This window comes from Streptomyces sp. NPDC050315, from assembly GCF_040655775.1.
Taxonomy (GTDB): domain Bacteria; phylum Actinomycetota; class Actinomycetes; order Streptomycetales; family Streptomycetaceae; genus Streptomyces.
Genome location: NZ_JBFAKN010000010.1, coordinates 316,425 through 333,990, shown reverse-complemented (window position 1 = coordinate 333,990; position 17,566 = coordinate 316,425). Strand labels below are relative to the sequence as shown.

Genomic DNA, 17,566 nt, shown 5'->3' with positions numbered 1-17,566 from the left:
GAAGCTAAGCCTTTCCGCGCCGATGGTACTGCAGGGGGGACCCTGTGGGAGAGTAGGACGCCGCCGAACAATTCTTCAGCTCCGGTCCCTGAACCTTCTGGTTCAGGGACCGGAGCTTTTTTGTTTTGCCGTTGCAGTGCAGCGCGTCACCTGCCGTTCACGTTCGGCCGCCAGCATCCGGAGGCATGGGGACAAGTGGAACGCTTGAGTCGCTCGAGTCGGCCGGTATCGGCACCGGCGACGAGGTCGTGGTGCCGGCGTTCGGCAACGCCGAGGTCACCGAGGCCGTCGTGCGCGCCGGAGCCGCACCGGTCTTCGCCGACATCGACCCGGACACCTACTGCATCGACCCGGCCGCCGTGGCCGACGTACTGACCTCCAGGACCGCCGCCGTCATCGCCGTGCACCGCTTCGGACAGCAGGCCGACCTGGCCAGGCTGCAGGAGCTGGGAGCGCGCCACGGGCTGCTGGTGCACGGCGCCGAGGAGCCCGGCGCGGCGCCCAGTGGGGCCGAGCAGCGGCGGGCGTACGCCACGTACTTCGACGGGCGGCTGCGCGGCGTCGTGACGCCCACGGAGCGGGCGCCGCACACGTACGAGCAGTACGTGGTCCGGGTCCCGGGCAACGGTCGGCCGGACCGCGACGCCTTCGCGCGGACGCTGCGGGCCAAGGGTGTGGCCTGCCGGGTGCCCGTGCCGGTGCCGGTGTACCGGATGCCGGCGCACCGGCGGGACCTGCTGCTGCCGCAGACGGAGCGGGCGTGCGACGAGACGCTGGCGCTGCCCGTAGCGGGAGCGCTGACCCGCCGTGAATTGCAGCGCGTCGTGAGCGCGTGCAATGCGCTCGGGGGGCTTCTCCAGCCGGCGTTCTGAGGCCGCCGCGAATACCCGGTGCCGGGTAATTCCGATTTATGCGGCGGGCTGGCCGGGGCGGCCAGCGGCGATTCGAACCATCGTCTGTGATCGGGTATAGTTAAACCCGTCGACGCGCCCCAATAGCTCAGTCGGCAGAGCGTCTCCATGGTAAGGAGAAGGTCTACGGTTCGATTCCGTATTGGGGCTCTGACGAGAAAAGGCCCCCGCCACTGGCGGGGGCCTTTTGCGTATCCGCGGCAGGGGCGAAAGGAGAGGGGCCGAGGAAAACCTCGGCCCCTGGGATTACGGCTCTGGGATTACGGCGTCACGCTCTCGTGCACCGCCTCCGGCACCCGCATGGCGAGGATGGCCATGTCGTCCGAGGCGGGCTCGGCGGCGAAGCGCTCCACGGTGCGCAGGATGCGGGCGGCGACGGCGCCGGCCGTGAGGCCCGTACAGGTCGTCAGGACGTCGGCCAGGCCGTCGTCGCCGAGCATCCTCGTGCCCTCGCGCCGCTCCGTGACGCCGTCGGTGACGCAGAGGAGGACGTCGCCCGGGTCGAGGGTGACGGTCTGTGCGTACAGCTCCAGGTCTTCCATGACGCCCAGCAGCGGCTGCGGTTCGGCGGCGGGTTCGACCGTGCCGTCCTGGCGCAGCCGCAGGGGCAGCGGATGGCCCGCGCAGACGACCTTCAGCACGGCGCTGCCGTCGCGCTGGGGCCACAGTTCGCCGTAGAGGAGCGTGAGGAAGCGGCTGCGGGCGCCCTCGTCGAGGATCGCGGCGTTCAGGCGCTCCAGGACGGCGGGGCCGCCGAAGCCCTCGCGGGCGAGCAGGCGCAGCGCGTGCCGGGCGAGGCCCGTGACGGCCGCGGCTTCCGGGCCCGTACCGCAGACGTCGCCGATGGCGAAGCCGTACGCGCCGTCGCGGATGGGGAAGAGGTCGTAGAAGTCGCCGCCGACCTCGTTGCCCTCGCCGGCCGCGCGGTAGATGACCTCGACCTCGACGCCGGGGACGTCGGGCAACTCCGGGGGCAGCAGGCTGCGCTGGAGGGACTGGCTGATGGCCGTGCGCTCCGAGTACAGGCGCGAGTTGTCCAGGGCGAGCGCGGCCCTTCGGGAGAGGTCCTCGGCGAGTTCGAGGATTTCCTGGCGGAAGTGTTCCTCGGTGGGCTTGCCGAGGGTGAGCATGCCGATGACGCGGTTACGGGCGACGAGCGGCAGTACGACGGTCTCGCCGCCGACCGCGGCGGCGGTGGCGAGCGTGGCACCGGGGCCGCTGGAGGGGCGTGCGGAGGCGCCCAGGCCGAGGCTGCGCAACGAGGTGCGCAGGGCGGCGTCGTGGGCCGCGTCTCCTGGGGCGCTCCATACGCGGGCCCCAGGGGTGGGCACCGGCTCCGGAGGTGCGACCTTCTGGAGCAGGGTCTTGAGGCCGTCGATGCGGTCCTCGTCCTCGTGCAGCACGAAGGAGAGTTCGGGCTCGGACGCCTGGTCGGCGACGGTGTACACGGCGCACCAGGCGGCGAGCGTGGGGACCGTCATCTGGGCCATGAGGGCCAGCGTCTGATTGCGGTCCAGGGTGCCGGCGAGCAGGTCGGAGGCCTCGACGAGGAAAGAGAGGGAGCCGCGGCGGAGCCGTTCGAGCTCGGTGAGACGGGCGCGTTCGACGGCGAGCGCGATGCGGTCGGCGGCGAACTGCAGGCGCAGCGCCTCTTCGTTGGTGTACCGGCCGGGGGCCTCGGCCGCGACGCCGAGGGAGCCGGTGAGCCGGCCCTCGACCTTGAGCGGGACCGTGACGACCGAGCGCATGCCCGTACCGGAGAGCAGCGGGACGGCGCCCTGTACGGCCGTCAGGTCCTCGTGGACGGCCGGCATACGGGCCGAGCCGTAGCGGCCGCTGCCGGCCTCCACGGGGACGCGAGCGAAGCGCTGACGGGCGGAGGGCAGCCCCGTGGAGGCGCGTACCTCCAGCTCGGTCTCGTCGTCGGTCGCCAGGAGGAGGTACGCGGCGTCGCCGTCGAGCATGTCGCGGGCGCGTTCGACCGTGCGCTGCAGGAGGCCGTCGAGGTCGTCGGGGGCGGGGGAGCCGATGAAGACTTCGAAGGGGTCGGCGGGGCCGTGGCCCTCGGACTGCTGGGCGGAGGAGTCCGCCGGGGTGCGCGGCGGGCTCTGGAGGACGGCGCGCTCGTGGTCGCGGACCAGGAGGCAGACCGTGGAGGGCTCGCCGTCGGCGTCGCGCACCCGTAGGTGCGAGGCGTACACGGGGACGACGCGGCCGTCGGCGCCCCTTATGCCGTAGCTGCCCTCCCAGCGGGAGAGCTGGAGGGCTTCGGCGATGCCGGTGCCCGTACCTGGGGTGTGCGGCCAGGCCGCGAAGTCGGTGAGGGGCTTGCCGATCACCTGTTCGGGCGCATAGGCGAAGAGTTCCTGTGCGTCCTCGTTCCAGGAGCTGAGGCAGCCGCCGCGGTCGATCTGGACGACGGCGACGCGGACCCGGTGCTCGGCGACGGGGAGCGCGTCCGCGGGGAGCGCGGGGCCGGCGGACCGGGTGCCGGCCGGGCGCTCGGGCAGGTCGAGCTGGAACCAGACGTGCTTCTGGGAGGGGGTGTACTCCACGCCCCAGCGCGTGGCCAGGGCGCCGCACAGGAGCAGTCCGCGGCCGCCCTCGCGGTCCGGGTGGGCGAGCGCCTGTCCGGAGCTCTGTACGGGCACCTCGCGCTCCGGATAGCGGTCGGCGACCTCGATCCGGACGCCGGTGTCGGTGCGGAGACAGAGCACGTCGGCGGCGGTGCCGGCGTGTACGACGGCATTGGTGACCAGCTCGCTGGTGAGGACGACGGCGTCGTCGATGATGTCGCCGTGGCCCCAGCCCTGGAGGGTGTCGCGCACGAAAGCCCGGGCCGTGGCGACCGAGCGCCCTACCGGCTCGAAGGTGGCAGCGGCCCGCGCGGTGATCACTGGTCTCCTCATGCGTGTGTCGGTGATCTGCTCCCCCATAGTCGCGGCGCCCCTCCGAATGCCCGTCGTGCTCGCGCCACCGCACCGGCCGTGCGGGTGGACAGCCGGAGCCCAGGGTACTTACCTTCGACGCCCGCATGGATGCCGGTCACGTGTGTTTCCCGCCCCGGGCTCGCCACGGACGGTATGCGATGCTGCCGAACTGTTATGGCCTGGTTGGGCCATGGTGAAACACTGGGAAGGCTTCAAGAGAAGGCCCGGGTAGAACGGTCGACCCTGCGGGAGGGACACGGTGGAGTCTGGCGGAGCGGCGCGGGGTGCAAGCACGCGCGCGAAAGGCGGACGCTCCCGCAACAACGGGACGACCGAGGTGGACACGGCGGCGCTGAACCGCCTGCTGTCCGCTCTCGTGTCGATGCGGGACGGGAACTTCCGCAAGCGGCTGACCGTCTCCGGCGACGGGATCATGGCGGAGGTGGCGGCCGTCTTCAACGAGGTCGCCGACCGGAATCTGCACCTCACGGGCGAGCTGGCCCGGGTGCGGAGGGTCGTGGGACGTGAGGGAAAGCTCACAGAGCGGCTGGAAGTGGGGGCCTGCGAGGGCTCCTGGGCAGCCGCGATCGACGCGTCCAACGCGCTCGTGGACGACCTCGTACGGCCGGTCTCCGAGGTGGGCCGGGTGCTGTCCGCGGTGTCCGAGGGCGACCTCGAGCAGCGCATGGACCTGCGGACGCGGAGCAGTGACGGGACGACGGCGCACCCGCTGCGGGGCGAGTTCCTGAAGGTCGGCCGCACGGTGAACGGGCTGGTGGACCAGCTCTCGGCGTTCACCGACGAGGTCACCAGGGTCGCCAGTGAGGTCGGTACGGAGGGCAAGCTCGGCGGTCAGGCCCGGGTACGCGGAATGTCCGGTTCGTGGAAGGACCTCACGGATTCGGTCAACACGATGGCCTCCCGGCTCACCGCTCAGGTACGTGACATTGCTCTCGTCACGACCGCGGTGGCCAAGGGTGATCTCTCCAGAAAGGTCACCGTCCACGTCGCGGGCGAGATGCTGGAGCTGAAGAACACCGTCAACACGATGGTGGACCAGCTCTCGTCCTTCGCCTCCGAGGTCACGAGGGTGGCCAGGGAGGTCGGTACGGAGGGCGAGCTCGGCGGCCAGGCGGGGGTGCCGGGCGTCGCGGGCGTCTGGAAGGACCTGACCGATTCGGTCAACCTGATGGCCGGCAACCTCACGGCCCAGGTGCGCGGGATCGCGCAGGTGACGACGGCGGTCGCCAACGGCGACCTGTCCCAGAAGGTCACGGTGAGCGCGCGCGGCGAGGTCGCGCAGCTGGCCGACACGATCAACACGATGACCGAGACGCTGCGCACGTTCGCGGACGAAGTGACGCGGGTGGCGAACGAGGTCGGCGCCGAGGGCCAGCTGGGCGGTCAGGCGCAGGTGCCGGGCGCGGCCGGTACGTGGAAGGACCTCACCGACTCGGTGAACAACGCGTTCCGCAACCTGACGGGTCAGGTGCGGGACATTGCGCAGGTCACGACGGCGGTGGCCAATGGTGATCTGTCGCAGAAGGTCACGGTCGACGTCTCCGGCGAGATGCTGGAGCTGAAGAACACCGTGAACACGATGGTGGACCAGCTGTCCTCCTTCGGTGCCGAGGTCACCAGGGTGGCCCGGGAGATCGGTGTCGAGGGTGAGCTGGGCGGTCAGGCCCAGGTGCCCGGTGCCGCCGGTACGTGGAAGGACCTCACCGACTCGGTGAACACGGCCTTCCGGAACCTCACCGGCCAGGTCCGCAACATCGCGCAGGTCACGACGGCGGTGGCCAATGGTGATCTGTCGCAGAAGGTCACCGTCGACGTCTCCGGCGAGATGCTCCAGCTGAAGAACACCGTGAACACCATGGTGGATCAGCTGTCCTCGTTCGCGGACCAGGTCACGCGGATGGCCAGGGACGTGGGTACGGAGGGCCGGCTGGGCGGTCAGGCCCAGGTTCCGGGTGTGAGCGGTACGTGGAAGGAACTGACCGACTCCGTCAACTTCATGGCGGGGAACCTCACATCGCAGGTGCGGCAGATCGCGCAGGTGACGACAGCGGTCGCCCGGGGTGACCTGTCGCAGAAGATCGACGTCGATGCGCGCGGCGAGATCCTGGAGCTGAAGAACACCATCAACACGATGGTCGACCAGCTCTCGGCGTTCGCGGAGCAGGTGACGAGAGTCGCCCGCGAGGTGGGTACGGACGGCCGGCTGGGCGGTCAGGCGCAGGTGCCGGGCGTGGCCGGTGTGTGGCGCGACCTGACCGATTCGGTGAACGGTATGGCGGGCAACCTGACCGCTCAGGTCCGTAACATCGCCCAGGTCGCGACCGCGGTGGCCCGCGGTGACCTCTCCCAGAAGATCGACGTGGACGCCCGCGGCGAGATCCTGGAGCTCAAGAACACCCTGAACACGATGGTGGACCAGCTGTCCTCCTTCGCCGAGCAGGTGACCCGGGTGGCCCGCGAGGTGGGTACCGAGGGCATCCTGGGCGGCCAGGCCGAGGTCCAGGGGGTGAGCGGTACCTGGAAGGACCTCACCCAGTCCGTGAACGGCATGGCGAACAACCTGACCTCTCAGGTGCGCAACATTGCCGAGGTCACCACCGCGGTGGCCCGCGGTGACCTGTCCAAGAAGATCACCGTTGACGCCAAGGGCGAGATCCTCGAACTGGTCACCACCGTGAACACCATGGTCGACCAGCTCTCCGACTTCGCCGAGCAGGTGACCCGGGTCGCCCGTGAGGTGGGTACGGAAGGCCAGCTGGGCGGCCAGGCCCGGGTGCGGGACGTCACCGGCATCTGGAAGGACCTCAGCGACAACGTCAACCTGATGGCCAACAACCTGACCAGCCAGGTGCGGAACATCTCCCAGGTCGCGACGGCGGTCGCCAACGGCGACCTGACCAAGAAGGTCACGGTCGAGGCGCGCGGCGAGGTCGCGACCCTGGCCGACACGGTCAACACGATGGTGACGACGCTGTCGTCGTTCGCCGACGAGGTGACGCGCGTCGCCCGTGAGGTGGGCACCGACGGCATCCTGGGCGGCCAGGCGCGGGTGCCGGGCGTCGCCGGTACGTGGAAGGACCTCACCGAGTCGGTGAACTCGATGGCGTCCAACCTGACGGGCCAGGTGCGGAACATCGCGATGGTCACGACGGCCATCGCCAAGGGTGATCTGACCAAGAAGATCGACATCGATGCCCGGGGCGAGATCCTGGAGCTGAAGACGACGATCAACACGATGGTCGACCAGCTGTCGTCCTTCGCCGAGCAGGTCACGCGGGTGGCCCGTGAGGTGGGTACGGACGGTCAGCTGGGCGGTCAGGCGCAGGTGCGTGGCGTGGCCGGTACCTGGAAGGACCTGACCGAATCGGTGAACGAAATGGCGGGGAACCTGACCCGTCAGGTGCGCGCGATCGCCGCCGTCGCCGCGGCGGTGACCCTCGGCGACCACAACGTCCGTATCGACGTGGACGCGGCCGGCGAGATCCTGGAGCTCCAGGACAACGTCAACACGATGATCGCCACGCTCCGCGAGACCACGCTCGCCAACGAGGAGCAGGACTGGCTGAAGGGCAACCTCGCCCGTATTTCCGGTCTGATGCAGGGCCGGCGCGACCTCAAGGATGTCGCGAAGCTCATCATGAGCGAGCTGTCGCCCGCGGTCTCCGCGCAGCACGGCGCGTTCTTCCTCGCGACGTCGGCCGACGACAACCAGGAGATCGGCGCGGACGGCGGCGAGGCGGGCGACTACGAACTGCGGCTGACGGGCTCGTACGGCTATTCGATGGGTGAGATGCCCACCACCTTCGTACCGGGCGAGACGCTCATCGGCACCGCGGCGGAGGAGAAGCGCACCATCCTGGTGGAGAACGTGCCGGCGGGATACCTGAAGATCTCCTCCGGGCTGGGCGAGGCGCCTCCGGCGAACGTGATCGTGCTGCCCGTGCTCTTCGAGGACAAGGTGCTGGGCGTCATCGAGCTGGCGTCGTTCCAGCCGTTCACGCAGATCCAGAAGGACTTCCTCAGCCAGATCGCGGAAATGATCGCGACCAGCGTCAACACGATCTCGGTCAACACCAAGACGGAGATCCTGCTGAGCCAGTCCCAGGAGCTGACCGAGCAGCTCAAGGAGCGCTCGGCGGAGCTGGAGAGCCGGCAGCGCGCGCTGGAGCTTTCCAACTCCGAGCTGGAGGAGAAGGCGGAGCAACTGCGCAAGCAGAACCGCGACATCGAGGTGAAGAACACCGAGATCGAGGAGGCGCGGCAGGTCCTGGAGGAGCGCGCCGAGCAGCTCGCGGTCTCGATGCGGTACAAGAGCGAGTTCCTCGCGAACATGTCGCACGAGCTGCGTACGCCGCTCAACTCCCTGTTGATTCTGGCCAAGTTGCTGGCCGACAACGCCGAGGGGAATCTTTCGCCGAAGCAGGTGGAGTTCGCCGAGACGATCCACGGCGCGGGCTCGGACCTGCTCCAGCTGATCAACGACATCCTGGACCTGTCGAAGGTCGAGGCGGGCAAGATGGACGTCAGCCCGACCCGGATCGCGCTGGTGCAGCTGGTGGACTACGTCGAGGCGACGTTCCGGCCGCTGACCGCGGAGAAGGGCCTGGACTTCTCGGTACGGGTCTCCCCGGAGCTGCCCGCGACGCTGCACACCGATGAACAGCGCCTCCTTCAGGTGCTGCGCAACCTGCTCTCCAATGCGGTGAAGTTCACCGACTCCGGAGCGGTGGAGCTGGTCATCAGGCCGGCCGGCGCGGACGTCCCGATGGCCATCCGCGAGCAGCTCCTGGAGCACGGCGCGCTGCGCGACGCGGACGCCGACATGATCGCCTTCTCGGTGACGGACACCGGCATCGGCATCGCGTCCAGCAAGATGCGGGTCATCTTCGAGGCGTTCAAGCAGGCGGACGGCACGACGAGCCGGAAGTACGGCGGTACGGGCCTGGGCCTGTCCATCAGCCGCGAGATCGCGCGGCTCCTGGGCGGCGAGATCCACGCGGCCAGTGAGCCGGGCCGCGGCTCGACCTTCACGCTGTACCTCCCGTACAACCCGGGCGGGCTGCCGCCGCAGGGCTACCCGCAGCTGGTCGCGGGCGGCTTCGCGATGGACGCGGAGGCGCACGACGCGGAGATCGCCGAGCAGGAGGCGGCGGCGCACCGTGCGGCGGAGGAGGAGGCGACCACTCCGGACGCCGCGGTCTCCGGCCTCAACCGCCGTCGCAGGCGCGGCCTTTCGGGTGCGGCGCCGCGGCCCGCGCTGCCCGGCGGGCCGACTGTCGCGCAGCCGCCGCAGTCCGCGGACGAACCGTGGCTGGGCAGCGGACAGGACCTGGTGGCGCAGCCCTCCGAGGGCGGCGCGTTCCAGGGCGAGAAGGTGCTGATCGTCGACGACGACATCCGCAACGTCTTCGCGCTCACCAGCGTCCTGGAGCAGCACGGCCTCTCGGTGCTGTACGCGGAGAACGGCCGTGAGGGCATCGAGGTGCTGGAGCAGCACGATGATGTGACAGTGGTGCTGATGGACATCATGATGCCGGAGATGGACGGTTACGCCACGACCGCGGCGATCCGCCGGATGCCGCAGTTCGCCGGCCTGCCGATCATCGCCCTGACGGCCAAGGCCATGAAGGGCGACCGGGAGAAGAGCATCGAGTCCGGGGCTTCCGACTATGTGACGAAGCCGGTGGACACCGACCATCTGCTCTCCGTGATGCAGCAATGGATGCGCGCGGAGTGACAGGGCGTGTACGGAGAGGCCGGATCTTCGCCCATATGCTGACTCCCTGTGGTCGTGCACGTGTGGGAGCACGGTATTCGGGGAACCTTCTGGTCTCCCGCTGCGTTTCTGCTACGTGCACGGTGACATAGCGGTGACAGGGTGTGGCGACAGGCGGGGTGCGGCTACCATGACCGGCACAAGTACGGGCGGCATGACGGAGCCGTCCCCTGGGGCGGCGTCCGGTGGAGTGCCGGGGCGAGGAGGACGGGCCATGGTGCAGAAGGCCAAGATCCTCCTGGTCGATGACCGGCCGGAGAATCTGCTGGCGCTGGAGGCGATCCTCTCTGCGCTCGATCAGACGCTGGTGCGGGCATCGTCCGGGGAGGAAGCGCTCAAGGCGCTGCTCACCGACGATTTCGCGGTGATTCTGCTCGATGTGCAGATGCCGGGGATGGACGGGTTCGAGACCGCGGCGCACATCAAGCGCCGTGAGCGGACGCGCGACATCCCGATCATCTTCCTCACGGCGATCAACCACGGCCCGCACCACACCTTCCGCGGCTATGCGGCGGGTGCGGTGGACTACATCTCCAAGCCGTTCGACCCCTGGGTGCTGCGCGCCAAGGTCTCGGTCTTCGTCGAGCTGTACATGAAGAACGTCAAGCTCCGGGAGCAGGCGTCGCTGCTGCGGCTGCAGCTGGAGGGCGGTCAGCCGGCCGGCGACGAGGACGCCAAGGAGGCGGCGGGGCTGCTCGCCGAGCTCTCCGCGCGGCTGGCGGCCGTCGAGGAGCAGGCCGAGGCGCTGTCCAAACAGCTGGACGAGTCGGCGGACGCCGCCGCCGTGGCGACGGCCGCGCATCTGGAGCGGAAGCTGACCGGACTGCGCCGCGCGCTGGACGCCCTGGAGCCGGGCACGGGCAACAGCGACACGCCGTCCGTCCCGTCGCAGAACTGACGGCGCGGCGCCGGGTGTACGGCGCCGGCGCCGCCCCGCCGCGGAGCTGACCCGGCAGCAGCTTCCCGCGCTGTCCCGGGTGTTGGGCCTCAGGGCGGGCCAACCGCCCATATGGCGCGTTGGTTACGACACGAACGGGTGAAGGCCCGAGCGCCCGTGTCACCCCGGGGTGTCGCCTGTAACCTCGTCACCATGGCCTCACGTACGTCCGGCAAGGGTTCCCAGAGCACGGCGGGCCCCTCGAAGCAGCGCGCCGGGCGCCCCGGGGGCGCCGCCAAGAAGACCGCGGCGAAGCCGCCCGCCGCCAAGAAGGCACCGGCGAAGAAGGCGCCGCCCAAGAAGGCCGCGGCCGCGAAGAAGGCCCCCGCGAAGAAGGCGGCGGCGAAGAAGCCCGCGCCGTCGCCGACAGGGGGCATCTACCGCGCGGTGCGCGCCCTGTGGCTGGGCCTCGCGCACACCGTCGGCTGGCTCTTCCGCGGCATGGGGCGCAGCGCGAAGAACCTCGACCCGGCCCACCGCAAGGACGGCCTGGCGCTGGCCCTGCTCGGCCTCGGCCTGGTGATCGCGGCGGGCACCTGGGCCAATCTGAACGGCCCCGTCGGTGACGTCGTCGAGCTGCTGGTGACCGGCGCGTTCGGCCGGCTGGACCTGCTCGTGCCGATACTGGTGGGCGGCATCGCCGCCCGGGTCTTCTTCCGCCCCGAACAGCCGGAGGCGAACGGACGGATCGTCATCGGGCTGTCGGCGCTGGTGGTCGGCGTGCTCGGACAGGTCGCGATCGCCTGCGGCTCGCCGGACCAGGACGATGTGGCGGGGGTGCGGGACGCCGGCGGCTATCTCGGCTGGGCCGTGTCCAAGCCGCTGCTCTTCATGGTCGGGCAGACCCTGTCGGTGGCGCTGCTGGCACTGGTGACCGTCTTCGGCCTGCTGGTGGTCACCGCGACCCCGGTGACCGCCATTCCGCGGCGCTTCAAGGCGCTCGGCATCCGGCTGGGCATCCTGGAGACGTACGAGCCGGACGCCGACGCGTTCGCCGACGAGCCGCGCGAGCAGTCCGCCCGCAAGGGCCGCCGGAGCCGCTCCGAGGGCCTGGAGACGTCCCCGGAGGCCGCGGAGGAGGCCGCGCTCGCCAAGCGCCGCAAAACGCGCCGTACGGCCGCTGAGCCGGCCGCGGAGCCGTCCGCCGAGTGGGAGCCCGCACGGTCCAAGGACGCGGTGGACGTGGCCGCCGGGTACGCCGCCAACCTGGACGGCGCGGTGCTGCACGGCATCCAGCCCTCGGCCCTGGTGGCCGACATCAGCAGCGGCATCAAGGGCGACCGCGACGACCACGAGGACAGCGGTACGGCGCAGGGCCTGCAGAGCTCGGTGCCGCCCGCGCGCGGTGCCGAGCCCGATCCGGCGCCGGAGCCGTCCTCGTCGACCGTTCCCGACTTCACCAAGCGCGCACCGGAGCCCGTCTCCGACCTGCCGCCGCGCGCCGAGCAGCTCCAGCTGGCCGGCGACATCACGTATGCGCTGCCCTCGCTGGACCTCCTGGAGCGCGGCGGGCCCGGCAAGACCCGCAGCGCGGCCAACGACGCGGTGGTCGAGTCGCTGACCAAGGTGTTCCAGGAGTTCAAGGTGGACGCCGCGGTCACCGGCTTCACCCGGGGGCCGACGGTCACCCGGTACGAGGTGGAGCTCGGTCCGGGCGTGAAGGTCGAGAAGATCACCGCGCTGGCGAAGAACATCGCGTACGCGGTGGCCAGTCCGGACGTGCGGATCATCAACCCGATCCCGGGCAAGTCCGCGGTCGGCATCGAGATCCCCAACAGCGACCGCGAGATGGTCAACCTCGGGGACGTGCTGCGCTCGGCGGCCTCGGTGGGCGACGACCACCCGATGGTGGTCGGGCTCGGCAAGGATGTCGAAGGCGGCTACGTCTCGGCGAACCTGGCGAAGATGCCGCACGTCCTGGTGGCGGGCGCCACCGGCTCCGGCAAGTCCTCCTGCATCAACTGCCTGATCACCTCGGTCATGGCCAGGGCCACGCCGGAGGACGTACGGATGGTCCTGATCGACCCCAAGCGGGTCGAGCTGACCGCGTACGAAGGCATCCCGCACCTGATCACGCCGATCATCACCAACCCGAAGCGGGCCGCCGAGGCGCTGCAGTGGGTGGTGCGCGAGATGGACCTCCGTTACGACGACCTCGCGGCCTACGGGTACCGGCACATCGACGACTTCAATGAGGCGGTGCGCAGCGGCAAGGCACAGGCCCCCGAGGGCAGCGAGCGCGAGCTGTCCCCGTATCCGTACCTGCTGGTGATCGTGGACGAGCTGGCGGACCTGATGATGGTCGCGCCGCGGGACGTGGAGGACTCCATCGTCCGCATCACCCAGCTGGCGCGCGCGGCCGGCATCCATCTGGTGCTGGCGACGCAGCGCCCTTCGGTCGACGTGGTCACGGGCCTGATCAAGGCGAACGTGCCCTCGCGGCTCGCCTTCGCGACCTCCTCGCTGGCCGACAGCCGGGTCATCCTGGACCAGCCGGGCGCGGAGAAGCTCATCGGAAAGGGCGACAGCCTGTTCCTGCCCATGGGGGCGAGCAAGCCGACCCGTATGCAGGGCGCCTTCGTGCAGGAGGCGGAGGTCGCCGCGGTGGTGCGGCACTGCAAGGAGCAGATGGCCCCGGTCTTCCGCGACGACGTCACGGTCGGGCAGAGCAAGAAGAAGGAGATCGACGAGGACATCGGCGACGACCTGGACCTGCTGTGCCAGGCCGCCGAACTGGTCGTCTCCACGCAGTTCGGGTCCACGTCGATGCTGCAGCGCAAGCTGCGGGTGGGGTTCGCGAAGGCCGGGCGGCTGATGGACCTGATGGAGTCGAGGGACATCGTGGGGCCCAGCGAGGGTTCCAAGGCGCGCGATGTTCTGGTGAAGCCGGAGGATCTGGAAGGAGTGCTTGCCGTGATTCGGGGGGAGGCTCACTGACAAGTCACTCGAAAGAGATCGCAAGCAACCGTTTCTTCTGCCGATACGTCAAGTTGAAGGAAGAGACGGAACGGCGCGCGACCGTCGGGCTCCCGGTGTGCATCGGGAGGCCTTCCGATGGCGTACAAAGTCCTCGCTCCCGCTTGCCCGACCCTTTCGGTACACCCCTAGACTGAACATCCAGCAGGTGGCTACACGCTCGAAAGGCGCCCCCGTGTCCATCGGCAACTCCCCTGAAGACGACCGGCCTTCCGTCGGTCGTGTCCTCCAGAAGGCCCGCGTCGACGCCGGACTGACCGTCGACGAGATCAGTACGACCACGCGGGTGCGCATCCCCATCGTGCACGCGATCGAGCAGGAAGATTTCTCGCGCTGCGGCGGGGACGTGTACGCCCGTGGTCACATTCGAACACTCGCACGTGCCGTGGGGCTGGATCCGGCCCCGTTGATCGCCCAGTTCGATGCCGAGCACGGCGGCCGGCCCGCGCCGACCCCGGCGGCGCCGCTCTTCGAAGCGGAGCGCATCCGTCCCGAGCGGCGGCGTCCGAACTGGACGGCCGCGATGGTCGCCGCGATCGTCGCCGTGATCGGTTTCGTCGGCTTCACGCTGTTCAGCGACGGCGGCAAGGGCCAGGAGGCATCCGTCGCCGACGGGCACGTCGGCGAGAGCCCGACCGTCAAGCCGTCCCCGACCAAGACCAAGCCCGCCGACCCCAAGCCCGACCCCTCCGACAGCGCCATCGCCGGCCTGCCGAAGGACAAGGTGACCATCAAGATCACCGCCCGTGACGGGCAGAGCTGGATCTCCGCCAAGGACGCCAATGGCAAGCTCCTGGAGGACGGCCTGCTCCAGAAGGGCGAGTCCAAGACCTTCACCGACAAGAAGCGGATCGATCTCGTCCTCGGTAACGCCGGAGCCGTACAGCTGTACGTCAACGGCAAGGAGGTCAAGGAGATCGGCGACAAGGGCTCCGTGGAGCGCCTGAGCTACACCCCGGGCGACCCGCAGGCCGGCTGAGCGCACGCCCGCCGGCTTCCGGGGAAACGCCGGGGAAACGCCCGCCGCCCCTCCAGTAGAGGCGGCGGGCGGCCGTACGCCGGGGCGCGGGGCGCTGCGGGGAACCCTCCCAGGCATGGGGACGTCCGGGACGAAGTAGGCTGGGCGCCATGCCCGAACGCCGTACCGTCGCCCTTGTCACTCTTGGCTGCGCCCGTAACGAGGTGGACTCGGAGGAGCTCGCAGGCCGCCTGGCAGCGGACGGCTGGGAGCTCGTCGAGGAAGCCGCCGAAGCCGATGTCGCCGTCGTCAACACCTGTGGTTTCGTCGAGGCCGCCAAGAAGGACTCCGTCGATGCCCTCCTGGAAGCCAACGATCTGAAGGACCACGGCCGCACCCAGGCCGTGGTGGCCGTGGGCTGCATGGCCGAGCGGTACGGCAAGGAGCTGGCCGAGGCGCTGCCCGAGGCCGACGGCGTGCTCGGGTTCGACGACTACACCGACATCTCCGGCCGCCTCCAGACCATCCTGAGCGGCGGCAATGTCGAGGCGCACGCGCCGCGCGACCGGCGCAAGCTGCTGCCGATCAGCCCCGCCGAGCGCCAGGACGCCGGGGTCGCACTCCCCGGCCACGGTGACGCTCTCGCCTCGGCCCCCACGGACCTGCCCGAAGGAGTGGCGCCCGCCTCCGGGCCGCGCGCCCCGCTCCGCCGCCGTCTGGGGAACAACCCCGTGGCCTCGGTGAAGCTCGCCTCCGGCTGCGACCGCCGCTGCTCCTTCTGTGCCATCCCGTCCTTCCGCGGCTCCTTCATCTCGCGCCGCCCCTCGGACGTGCTGGGGGAGACCCGCTGGCTGGCCGAGCAGGGCGTGAAGGAGATCATGCTGGTCTCCGAGAACAACACCTCGTACGGCAAGGACCTCGGTGACATCCGCCTCCTGGAGACGCTGCTGCCGGAGCTGGCCGCCGTCGACGGCATCGAGCGCGTCCGGGTCAGCTACCTCCAGCCCGCCGAGATGCGGCCCGGGCTGATCGACGTCCTGACCGGCACCGACAAGGTCGCCCCGTACTTCGACCTGTCCTTCCAGCACTCCGCCCCCGGTGTGCTGCGCGCCATGCGCCGCTTCGGGGACACCGAGCGCTTCCTGGGGCTGCTGGAGCAGATCCGCGCGAAGGTGCCGCAGGCCGGTGCCCGCTCCAACTTCATCGTCGGCTTCCCCGGGGAGACCGAGGAGGACTTCGCCGAGCTGGAACGCTTCATCAGCGAGGCGAGACTCGACGCCATCGGTGTCTTCGGGTACTCCGACGAGGACGGCACCGAGGCGGCCGGCTACGAGAACAAGCTCGACCCCGACGTGGTGGCCGAGCGCCTGGCCCACCTCTCCCGGCTCGCCGAGGAGCTGACCGCGCAGCGCGCCGAGGAGCGCCTGGGCGAGACCGTCTCCGTCATGGTCGACCGGGTCGACGACGAGGACGGCGTGGTCGGCCGCGCGGCGCACCAGGCCCCGGAGACCGACGGCGTCACCTACCTCACGACCGGCGAGGACCTGGTCCCGGGTCGTATGGTCGAAGCAAAGGTGGTGGCGACCGAGGGCGTGGACCTCGTGGCGGAGCCGCTGCCGCTCGGCGCCGAGCACGGTGCCGGCTGTCCCGAGGAGGCGGCCAGATGACCGGAGTCCCGGCTTCCGCCGCAGGTGCTTCCGCCGCCGGCGGGACCGGACGGCCGAAGACCGTCCGGCGGCAGGCCGGGCTGTGGAACATCGCCAACATCCTCACGATGCTGCGGCTGGTCCTGGTACCGGTCTTCGTGCTGCTCCTGATGCACGGCGGCGGGTACGACCCGGCCTGGCGCGCGTTCGCCTGGGCCGCGTTCGCCATCGCCATGATCACCGACCTGTTCGACGGTCACCTGGCACGCGCGTACGACCTGGTCACCGACTTCGGGAAGATCGCCGACCCGATAGCGGACAAGGCGATCATGGGCGCCGCGCTGATCTGCCTGTCGATCCTGGGCGACCTGCCCTGGTGGGTCACCGGAGTGATCCTCTTCCGGGAGCTCGGCATCACGCTGATGCGCTTCTGGGTGATCAGGCACGCGGTCATCCCGGCCAGCCGCGGCGGCAAGATGAAGACGCTCGCCCAGGGGACCGCGGTCGGCATGTACGTCCTCGTGCTCACCGGTCCGCTGGCCACGCTGCGCTGGTGGGTGATGGCGGTGGCCGTGGTGCTGACCGTCGTCACGGGCCTGGACTACGTGAAGCAGGCCGTCGTGCTGCGCCGGGCCGGGCTGGCCAAGTCGCGGGAGGCCCTCCGGGCGCGGTCCGGTGAGGAGCCTTCCGGTCGGGGGCCGGCGCGGTGAGTGGTGGTACGGACGCTGCGCAAGAGCCCCGGGAAAGCTCTGAGGCGCGCGCTGGCGCCCTCGCGGCACCGGCCGCGCCTTCTGCTGCCTCCGGCGCCGAGGAGGGCGCTGCGCGGGCGCTGGCGGCGCTGACGGAGCGCGGGCAGACGCTGGCCGTGGCCGAATCGCTGACCGGCGGCCTGGTCGCGGGCGTGCTCACCGCGATTCCCGGTGCCTCCCGGTGCTTCCGGGGCTCGGTCACGGCGTACGCGACCGAACTGAAGAGCCTCGTACTGGGTGTGGACGGCGCGCTTCTGGCCACCCGTGGTGCGGTGGACGCCGATGTCGCCCGGCAAATGGCACGGGGCGTACGACGCGTGCTCGGCGCCGACTGGGGTATTGCCACAACAGGGGTCGCCGGCCCCGACCCGCAGGACGGGCAGCCGGTCGGCACGGTCTACGTCGCGGTCACCGGACCCGGCGGTGAGGGAAAAGTGCGCCGGCTGACGTTGCACGGGGATCGCGACCGGATCCGCAGGGACAGCGTCACCGCAGTAGTGGATCTGCTGTTGAGCGAACTGACGGAAAATGCGCGGGCAAAGGATACGGAACATCACGGGGGTATCTGATGTTTACAGCCCTGAGTGAACACGAACTCGCTCCCGGCACGGCTGAGGCCCGAGGCGGTACGGTGGGGCGAGAAGGATCCGGATCCGAGGTCC

General features: G+C 70.2%; 9 protein-coding genes and 1 tRNA gene. 9 read left to right on the top strand and 1 reads right to left on the bottom strand.

Translation table 11 applies throughout. The annotated features are described in order from the left end of the window. The first annotated feature begins 185 nt into the window (after positions 1-185). Entirely contained in the window at positions 186-872 is a 687-nt protein-coding gene (locus AB0I82_RS32310) for a DegT/DnrJ/EryC1/StrS family aminotransferase (RefSeq protein ID WP_363260984.1), read from the top strand. Positions 873-988: 116 nt separating this feature from the next. Then, positions 989-1,061: transfer RNA gene (locus tag AB0I82_RS32305), tRNA-Thr, on the top strand. A 110-nt stretch (positions 1,062-1,171) separates the two neighbouring features. Here the strand turns inward: AB0I82_RS32305 and AB0I82_RS32300 are convergent. Beyond that, a complete protein-coding gene (locus tag AB0I82_RS32300) occupies positions 1,172-3,820 on the bottom strand; it encodes a SpoIIE family protein phosphatase (RefSeq protein ID WP_363260983.1) in 2,649 nt (882 codons plus the stop codon). Between the two features lie 280 nt (positions 3,821-4,100). On the opposite strand from AB0I82_RS32300, the gene AB0I82_RS32295 reads away from it, so the two are divergent. The 7 genes from AB0I82_RS32295 to AB0I82_RS32265 all read left to right on the top strand — a co-directional run bounded on the left by AB0I82_RS32295 (position 4,101) and on the right by AB0I82_RS32265 (position 17,473). Then, positions 4,101-9,599: a HAMP domain-containing protein gene (locus AB0I82_RS32295; RefSeq protein WP_363260982.1), complete on the top strand. Its 5,499-nt coding sequence runs from the start codon at positions 4,101-4,103 to the stop codon at positions 9,597-9,599. Between the two features lie 253 nt (positions 9,600-9,852). Continuing rightward, entirely contained in the window at positions 9,853-10,536 is a 684-nt protein-coding gene (locus AB0I82_RS32290; protein ID WP_363260981.1) for a response regulator, read from the top strand. A gap of 192 nt (positions 10,537-10,728) precedes the next feature. Next, positions 10,729-13,512, top strand: coding sequence for a DNA translocase FtsK (locus AB0I82_RS32285; RefSeq protein WP_363260980.1), 2,784 nt, complete (start codon positions 10,729-10,731; stop codon positions 13,510-13,512). A gap of 214 nt (positions 13,513-13,726) precedes the next feature. Beyond that, positions 13,727-14,530 carry a helix-turn-helix domain-containing protein gene (locus AB0I82_RS32280; protein ID WP_363260979.1) on the top strand — a complete coding sequence of 268 codons (804 nt, stop codon included), beginning with the start codon at positions 13,727-13,729 and terminating at the stop codon, positions 14,528-14,530. A 149-nt stretch (positions 14,531-14,679) separates the two neighbouring features. Further along, the gene (gene rimO, locus AB0I82_RS32275; RefSeq protein ID WP_363260978.1) at positions 14,680-16,176 is read left to right on the top strand and encodes a 30S ribosomal protein S12 methylthiotransferase RimO; all 1,497 of its coding nucleotides are present in this window, start codon (positions 14,680-14,682) and stop codon (positions 16,174-16,176) included. After that, entirely contained in the window at positions 16,173-16,865 is a 693-nt protein-coding gene (gene pgsA / locus AB0I82_RS32270) for a CDP-diacylglycerol--glycerol-3-phosphate 3-phosphatidyltransferase (RefSeq protein ID WP_363260977.1), read from the top strand. Before rimO ends, pgsA begins: the two co-directional genes overlap by 4 nt. 119 nt (positions 16,866-16,984) lie before the next feature. Next, positions 16,985-17,473: a nicotinamide-nucleotide amidohydrolase family protein gene (locus tag AB0I82_RS32265; RefSeq protein ID WP_363261007.1), complete on the top strand. Its 489-nt coding sequence runs from the start codon at positions 16,985-16,987 to the stop codon at positions 17,471-17,473. Positions 17,474-17,566 lie beyond the last annotated feature (93 nt).